This window comes from Saccharopolyspora karakumensis (genome assembly GCF_004349225.1).
In the GTDB taxonomy this organism is placed as follows: domain Bacteria; phylum Actinomycetota; class Actinomycetes; order Mycobacteriales; family Pseudonocardiaceae; genus Saccharopolyspora; species Saccharopolyspora endophytica.
This window is the reverse complement of record NZ_SMLA01000101.1, coordinates 1-8,032: the sequence shown is the minus strand read 5'-3', so window position 1 is coordinate 8,032 and position 8,032 is coordinate 1. Positions and strand designations below refer to the sequence as shown.

General features: G+C 70.8%; 2 protein-coding genes. One reads left to right on the top strand and one right to left on the bottom strand.

Annotated features, from left to right (window positions below):
• A partial coding sequence (locus E1202_RS31645; protein WP_207919009.1) for a hypothetical protein occupies nt 1-7,619 on the bottom strand: 7,619 nt, incomplete at its 3' end.
• A 184-nt stretch (nt 7,620-7,803) separates the two neighbouring features.
• On the opposite strand from E1202_RS31645, the gene E1202_RS31970 reads away from it, so the two are divergent.
• The coding region (locus E1202_RS31970) for a hypothetical protein (protein WP_207919008.1) at nt 7,804-8,032 on the top strand (229 nt) is incomplete at its 3' end.

Genomic DNA, 8,032 nt, shown 5'->3' with positions numbered 1-8,032 from the left:
CGCACACCGAAGAAGTGCATCACCTCGTGCGTGAACTCCGACGGAGCAGCACCCGCAGCCCACCGATGCTGATCCATCGGATTCTTCACATCATCCGGCCGACCCGGAACCACGTCGATGGTGCCGTAGGCGTCGGCCGGGTCGTCGACGAAGACCACGTTGGCGTGAGCCTCGACGTCCGGGCCGGGCAGCAGGTGGGCCTGCTGGTTGACCAGCTGCTCGATGCCCGCTGCGGTGTTGGCGCGCACCGCCGCCAGATCCGCCTGGCTCACGCCCTCAGCGGGACGCAGGTGCAGCTTCGTCTCCAGGTTCCAGCGGCCCGGTTCGGGGGTGAGGCTGTAGCGGACCTCCTGTCGGATGCCGCTGGCCGGACCGCGCTGGACGCTCGGCTGCCCGTCCGTGCCGCCGAAGACGAAGGCGTTGTCCAGCGGCTTCCACCGCTCGGCCTCCACCTCGTACTTCGGCAGCGGCTCGTCGACGTCGGCGGGCTGGACGGCCACCGGCTGCTGGACCGGTGCGGAGTGCGGTGCCGCGGTCGGCAGCCGGTCGCGGATGGCCTCGGCGATCTGGGCGCTGGAGGGGTCGGCGAAGAACTCCGCGGCGCGCTGCGACCCGAAGTCGTCAACGCCGGAGGCGTAGGCCACCGCGGCGAGGATCTCGCGGCCGGTGCTCTGCTTCGTCACGCCCAGGCCGCGGACGTCGATCTCGACGCTGCGTCCGGTCTCCTCGGTGTTGGTGGTGGACTGCGCGGTTCCGGTGCGTTCCAGGCTCGCCGGGACGTAGTGCGCGTCGGCCTTCGCCGCGCCGCTGCCGGGGTTGGAGTGCGCGACGCCGTCGTGGTCGGTGAGCTGGTAGGTGCCGCGCAGGTCCTGGGCGATCTGGTTCGACAGCGCGCCACCGACTATGTCCCCGCCGGTGCCGTGGTCCTGCTGGGCGTTGCCGCCGGGGGCGGTCGGGAATCCGCCCATGTGGTTGGGCTGGCCGGTGTAGGGGTTGGTCCCGGGCCGGACGCCCAGCACCATCGTGTTGTCGTCCAGCCAGGGCAGCGCGAAGAACTTCTGCTTGCGCCACTGCCCGTCCTGGCCTCGTTCGAGCAGGTTGCCGGACCGGTCGAAGCGCCTTCCGTCGGCGTCGGTCCTGCTCTCGTCCGGGCGGAGGCCGTTGTCCTGAGCGGTGTTCGGTGGGACTCCGGGGTCGATGTCGGTGGTTTCGCGCCGCAGGTCCTGCAGCTCGAACTCGTTCTCGGCGATCTGCCTGCCGAGCTGGTCGAGCCGCTGCACGTCCGGCTCGGTGACCTCGAGGGCCGCGCGGTGGATGATCTCGACCTGGCGCGGGTCGGGCCGGGGACCGCCGTCGAGGTGCGGTTCGACCATGGCCTGCGCGGCGTCGGCGAGCTGGTTGATCCGGTTGGTGACCCGGTCGTACTGCGAGGTCAGCTCGGCGAGCTGGTCTTCGAGGGTCTGGATCTCCTGCTGCGCCCGCTCCGGCGACCGAGGGGCCCGCACGGCCGTGTCCTGGGCGGTGGCGGTCGTGGCGGGCGCGGTCCGCGGCGGGTCGTCGAACGGGGTGTGCTCGCCGTCGCGGACGTCGAACTCCACCGGCGTGCCGGTGAACCCGTTGGTGCCCTCCATCCGGTGCTCGGACCAGGAAGGCGCGAAGTGCGGCTTGGAGCGGATCACCACGTCGTAGTGCGGGATCGCGGTGTAGCGGCGCCAGTCCTGCTGGCGGGTGCGGGAGTTGTGGCTCTCCTCCAGCGCGGCGGCGGCCGTCTCGGAGCCCGCGAGGCCCCGCGAGGCGGAGTTCTCGGCGTTGCTCCAGTTGGTGCCGTGGATGGCCATCAGGCCGAGGCCGGCGTCAGCGCTGCGGGCGTTGGCGTCGCTGGAGGACTGCCCGGTTTCCTGACCGTGCTTCTCCTCGTGCTGCGCCTCGGTCCAGGAGTGCATGAACCGCGGGTCGGTCAGCCGGGGCTTGACCTGCACCTCGTAGTCCACCGAGAGGAAGCGGTCGTGCACCTGGAACGAGGTCGTGTAGCCGTCGTCGCCGAGCAGCCGCCGGTCGTTGCCGAGGTTCGGCACGAGCATGTCCGGCGAGAACAGCGCGTCGATCTTGCCCCGGTTCGGCGTTCCCGCGCCGAACCATCGGTTCACCAGGTCCTTGTGGCCGCGGGCGTCGACGATGGCGTCCACCACCTGCTCGGTGAGCTGCGAGTTTCTCGTGCCCTTGGCCAGCTGGAAGGACGGGGTCTGCTTGGCGGCGTCGGTGATGTCGCGTCCGGTCGCCGCGGGCGCGTGGTCGGTGGGCTGGTCGAGCAGGAACTCGGGCAGGCTCAGGTCGACCTTGCCCTGGGCCTGGGACACCTGCGGGGGCAGCGTCACCTCGCGCAGTTCGGGATGGCGGTAGGCGCTGGACCCGACCGAGCCCTCGGTGAAGGTCGACAGCAGCAGCGGAGGGACGCGGAACCGGTGCACCGAGAAGTTGATCTTCACTGGAGCTCGGACACCGACGTGGTCGTCGGTGTCCGAGCGGTCCTGGCGGAACGTGCCGACCTCGTTGGCCTGCTCCGCGCCGCTCTGGTTCGACCAGCCCACGACCGGCATGGGCGCCATGGCCCCGCCGTCGGCGGTCGTCGGGACGATGGGCCAGGCGGTCAACGACACCGAGGTGGCCACGTCGCGCGATGAGTCCTGCCCCTGCCCGCGCACGCCCTGGGTTTCGACGTAGCCGCCCGTCTCCACGTCGCCGCGATCGATGATCTCCGCGCCCGGCTGCTGCTCGGCGGTCGCGGTGAACGTGTAGTAGTCCGAGCCGAACCACCGCGAGCGGAACATGGTGCGCTGCCAGCCGCCGTTGAGCATCTCGCGGACGTCGGCGGGGTTGTCCAGCGCGCGCAGCGCGTTGGTGGCGTCGAAGAGCGGTGCCGGGCGGCCGGAATCCGGTGTCCAGCCCGGGAACAGCTCGGGCGCGGCGTGCCAGAGCGCGCGGATCGCGTCGTCCGACAAGCGGTCCTGGGTCCCCGGCTGCCGCGTCTGATCGGTCTGGGACTGATCGGGTTGCGACTGGCCGGCCTGCGACTGGTCGGCCTGATCGGTTGGCGACTGATCGGTCTGGGTCGGGTTCGCCGGGTCCGGCGCGTCCCGGGTGAACCCGGAGACGACGACGGAGCGGTCCAGGCCCTTGCCGAGGTCGCGCAGCAGCGGCAGGTCCTCGGTGAGCCGGCCGTCCGGGTGCGTGGTCACCGGGTTCTGCGGCTTGACGTAGAGCAGGCCGTCGGGGACGACGATCTCGACGTGGCCGCTCTGCGCCCCGGTCGGGTACGGGCTGATCGCGTCCCAGCGGTGGTTCGGCTGCCCGAACAGCTGCTGCCAGGCGTCGGCGCGCACCGAGAGCACCAGGTCGCCCGTGTAGAGCTGCATCGGCGTCGTGACCTGCGAGGCGGACTTGGTGGACCCGCCCAGCGAATCATCGGTCCCACGCCCGGTCGACAGGGACGCACCCGCGCCGGCGTCGGCCATGGCGCCCCAGAAGTTGAGCCCGATCTCGCCCTCGGTGCCGCTGCTGGTGCCGTGGGAGATCGACACGCCCGTCTTGTTGGTGGTCTCCCACGTCGAGTTGCCGGGCACCGGGCCGAGCGGCCGCTCGTTGTGCACCCGCATCTCGAACGCGCCGCGCTGCATGCGGTCGAAGAGCACGCCGCCGTGCGCGCCGCCGTCGCGCACCTGCGGCGCGTGGAACATGCCCGCGAGCCGGGTCTGCCACCACTGCGGGTCGACGTCGACGAGGTGCTTCGGGTTGCTGTGCTTGGGATCGGTGCTGCCGGTGTGCGCGATCCAGCGGCGGAACCGCTCGAACTTGCCTTCCTTGGCGCTGCGGACGGCGTCGCGCTGCATGTCGTGGAACGCGTCGTTGGCCTTGCCGTAGAGATCGACCACCGAGACGACGGCGGTGTTGTTCATGTCGACGCGGTTGCCGTCGTTGAGGTCGCGCGTCGCGGCGGGCGCCGGAGCGCCCGGGTCCCAGCCCGCGTCGGCGTCGAGCATGAAGCTGGCCACCCGGTAGTCCGCGTGCCCCGGGACCTCGCTCTTGGTGGGAGGTGTCCTGCGGCTGAACGGGTTTCGCGCGGAGGTGTCGGTGGCTTCGAGCTTCCAGGTGACGTCGCGGGTGACCCGGTCGGCCTTGCCCTCGTACTTGATGCGTTGCTCGGATTCGAGGCTGTCGCCATGCCCGCTGGACTTGCCGCGGCTCCAGCTGCCGCCGAGTCCGGCGATGCCGCCGACGTAGCTGTTGGAGCCGTACCCGGCGGGCCGGATCGTGGTGCGGACCATGCCGGCCAGCAGCGCGCCGACGCCGAAGCTGGTCTTGAACCCGGTCTTCCAGCCGCTGCCGTGCTTGCGGGTCGCGCTGAACCTGACGTCGTTGTCGAGGGTGCGCCGTCCCGTCACGTCGCCGAGGTCGGCGGTGAGCTCGAAGTGGAACTTCCGCCCGCCTGCCGTGATGTCGACGGTCACCGGCTTGCCGTCGCCGGTGAGATCGTCGAACTTGGTCATCACCTTGTAGGGGCCGAAGCTGCTCAGGTCGCGGTTGACCTGGTTCCAGTCGACCGTGCCGGTGTCCACCCCCCGCTCGGTGAGCTGCTCCTGGATGTGCTGACGGGCCTGGTCGCGCAGCTGACCGGTGCCGCCCACCCGGACCACGTTCTTGAACATGCCTTCGCCGTCGATGACGGTGCGGATGCGTTCGCCCTGCTCGGGCGTGGTGGTCGACTGTGCGGTGGGAGTCGTGCCGTTCGGGTCGAGGGCGTCGTTGAGCAGCCGCTCGAACTCGGGAACGTCCTCGTTGCGCACCCACACGTAGGTGGCGCCCTCGGTGGGCTGCACCGCGACCGGGTCGGATTCGGCCTTGCCACCCGGCCGCGAGGTGATCTCCGCGGCCAGCGACAGATCGATCCGGTAGCGCTGGGCACCGTCGCTCTCCAGCGACTTGTCCTTGTTGGTGCCCGCTTCCCGGCCGGTCTGGGACTCCTTGCGGTTCGAGGTCAGCGAGAGGACGCCGATGGGGCCGATCTGCAGCGGGCTGCCGTGCCCGTCGATCTTCGCCTCGCCCGAGGTGAACAGGCCCCGGAGGCGGATGCCGCCGACGGCGCGCGACCCGATGCCGTTGGACACGCTCGTGTCCTTGGTGCTGCGCAGGATCTCGCCGGTGCGGATCGGCTGCGGGTCGCCGATCTTCTCGAAACCGCGCACCTGCGGTTCGACCTTCACCTTGACCTCGGGGTGCTTCGACCAGTTCTTGCCCGGCATCCGCAGCCACTTGGGGTAGGTGGTGCGCTGGCTGATGTCGATGCCGTTGACCAGGCCCTCGGAGGTCTCCTCCACGAACTGCGCGGTGTCGACCTTGGTGGCCACGCCGTCGTGGAGCGTGGTGTCTGCGCGCACCCAGTCGGGCAGCGCGGACATGACGTTGCGGTTGAGGTCGCCGACGCCCGCGTAGCTGTCGAGGTTGGCGATCAGCTGCTGGACGTCGGCGGGCACCGGCACCGGTGCGCGCGGAGCGCGCGTGCTCTGGGCGTTGTTGTTCTGGTCCTGCCCGCCGTGCCGGGTACCCTGCACGGCGGGGACGGTGGTCGTCGGGTTCGTGTCGGCCGGAGCGGGTGCCGGCCGGGGCTTCTCGAGGACCGTCTCCGGGTAGGCCAAGCGGACCGTGGGGTCGAACCGGGAGCTGCCGCGGTTGCCGTCGGACTCCCACTGGACCTGGAAGTTGACGTCGAAGGCCATGTGGTGGCCGCCGAGCTTCGCGGTGCGTTCCCTGGTGTTGCCGGTCTTGTCCGAGACGGTGTTGCTGCGGCTCTCGCCCCACCCGAGGAAGGGCATCACGCGCAGGTTCAACGAGGTCGCCGCCACCTCGATCGCCGAGTCCACCCAGCCGACGACCGCGTTCTGCCGCAGCTTGCGGGAAACCCCGTGGCTGGTGATGGACCGGCTGGCACCTTCGTGCTTGCTGCTCTGCGACGGCGTGTTGTGCACGGCGGTGTCGGAGGTGGCGACAGGCGCGACGGTGTCGGGGTCCATCCGCACGAACACGTTCTGCACGCCGTCGCGGGTGGGCACCTGGAAGCTGCGTCCGCTGGAGAGGACCTGCAGCAGGCCGAGCTCGCCGCGGGTGTGGACCAGCTGCTGGAACTGCTGCTGCAACCCGGCCCGCACCGGCGGCGGGACGTCGATCTTGTCGGCGACGTTGGCCGCCAGCGGTGCGTTCTGGTTCGGGGACCACACGCCGTCGCTGGGCAGCAGCCGGGAGTTGTTGGAGATGACGCCGTCGCGGGTGAGCTCCGCGGGACGCGGCGTCTCGTCGACGTGCGCGGTCATGTCGGCGGCGAAGGAATCCGCGGCACGCGCGGTCTCGGGCAGCACCGGTGCCGGGGTGACCTGCGACGGGTCGGTCAGCGTCAGGTCCAGCTGCGGGTCCTGGTCCAACGCCGTGAAGAGGTCGTCGTTCGCGGTCGTGTCGGGGCCCTGCTGGGTCTGGTCCTGCTGCGCCGTGCTCTGGTCGTTGGTCGCGTCCTGAGGCGTGCTCTGGTCCTGAGTGGACTGCTGATCCTGACCGGTGTCCTGGCGCTGGGACTGCTGGTCGTTCGCAGTGCTTCCCGACGTCTCCTGGTTCTGCGCCGTCTCCTGGGTCTGCGAGGTCTCCTGATTCTGCGAGGTCTCCTGATTCTGCGTGGAGTCCTGGGTCTGCGACGTGTCCTGGTTCTGCGAGCTCTCGACGACGTTGCCGCTGGAGTCGACGGTGACCGCGGCATCGGAGGACTCGGTGGCGGGCGAGCCGGGGATCTCCGGCACCGCGGTCTGCGAGGTGGCGGTCACGTCGGTCACCGAGGTGCTGCCCTGACCGGTGCCGGTCGTGCCACCGCGCGTGGTGGACGAGTTCGAGCCCGGCTGCGACTGGTTCTGCGACGGCGTCGAACTCGGAGTGGTCGAGTTCGACGCGGTGCTCGTCGGTGTCTGGGCCTGCCCGGTGCCGGACATCCCGCCGACGGGCTGCTGGCCGCTGACGGCACCGCTGCCGGTCTGCTCGTTCTGCTGAACCTGGCCGTTCGCGTCCTGGACCTGGGCGTTCGGCTGAGTCTGGGCGTTCGACTGCGTCTGACCGTCCGGCTGCGTTCGACCGTCGGTCTGGGCCTGCGAGTTGGTCGAGTTCTCGAGCGTGGTCGAGGCGGTGCTGTCGCCGGACCGGTCCTGCTGCCCGGTCTCGCTCACCTGGAGCTGGGCCAGGTCGGTCTGCGACTGCGCCGAGTTCGGCGCGACCTGGCCGGTCCGACCGACCTGCGCGGTGGAGTCCGCACCGGTGCCGACCGGTGTCGTCGTCTGCGTGCCGGTGTCGTTCTGCGCGACCTCCTGCGGAGCGCTTTCCGGTGTGGCGATCGCGGTGGAGTCGGAGTCCGTTGTGGACTGCTGCGGTGCGGTCGGGTCCGAACCGCTCTGCTGCGGCGCGTTGTTCTGCGGAGCGGGCTGCGCCGGGGTGGTGCCCGACGAACTCGGCTGCGAGGTCGATTCGGCGCCCTGCGCGGCGGAGTCGGGCCCGTCCGGGGTGGTCTGGCCGGACTGCTGGGCACCGGAGTTCACCGATGTCTGAGCGCCGTTGGAACCTCCGACCTGCGCGGCAGGCGTGGAGTTCTCGTCGTTGACCGGACCGGACGCGCTCTGCGCATCACCCTGGCTGGGGGCCGCGGGCTCCGATGTGGACGACGGAACACCGCTGGTGCCATCGATGTTCGACTGCTGACCGGTGGGTGGGAGCCCAGGCGAGATGTCCGCGTCGGACGACGAGCTCGACGGCGGGAGCCCCGGCGAGGTCTCCGGGCTGGCGTTCGACGGTGACGAGTTCCCGAGCGCACCGTCGGTGCCACCGGCGCCGACGCTGACGGTCTCCGCCGTCTCCGGCGAACCGCCGGTGTCCGACCCCGGCTGCGACGGGACCTGCGTCTGGGACTGCCCGAGCGACGACGGGTTCGTTCCAGCGACGTCCGGCCCGCGGC